Source organism: Streptomyces sp. AC627_RSS907, from assembly GCF_019049165.1.
In genome coordinates this window covers 1-606 of the sequence record NZ_JAGMUE010001110.1, presented here as the reverse complement: position 1 = coordinate 606, position 606 = coordinate 1, and the positions used below count along the sequence as shown (strand labels likewise).

The 606-nt window shown below is 74.4% G+C and carries 1 protein-coding gene; it reads right to left on the bottom strand.

Translation table 11 applies throughout. The features are described from left to right. The coding region (locus tag KUM32_RS40550) for a serine/threonine-protein kinase (protein WP_217146690.1) at positions 1-606 on the bottom strand (606 nt) is incomplete at both ends.

Genomic DNA, 606 nt, shown 5'->3' with positions numbered 1-606 from the left:
ATGGTGCGGGTCGGCTCGACGGCCGACACCGGCCGGTCGATGACGTCGTCGGGCGCGTTGACCGCGGCCGTCAGCAGCGCCCGCGCGCCGGCGTCGTCCAGCCGGTGCGTCGGGTCCTTGGCCAGCAGGCCGTAGATGACCTCTTCGAGCATGCCCGCGTTCTTCGGCGGGTCGAGCGGCTCGGTCATCACGGCCGTCAGCGTCGCGATGGCCGTGCTCTTGTCGTACGGCGGGACGCCCTCGACCGCCGCGTACAGCAGGCCGCCGAGCGACCACAGGTCCGACGGCGGTCCCGGCCGGTGGCCGCGGGCGCGCTCGGGGGCGATGTAGGAGGGCGCGCCGACCAGCATGCCGGTCGAGGTCACCGACGGGTCGCCCTCGACCTGCGCGATGCCGAAGTCGGTGAGCACGACCCGGCCGTCGTCGGCGATCAGCACGTTGGACGGCTTCACGTCGCGGTGCAGGATGCCCTCGCGGTGCGCCGCGCGCAGCACGTCGAGGACGGCGAGGCCGACCTCGGCGGCCCGGCGCGGGGTGAGCGCGCCGTCGTCGCGTACCACGTCGGCCAGGGAGCGGCCCTCGATCAGCTCCATGACGATCCACGGC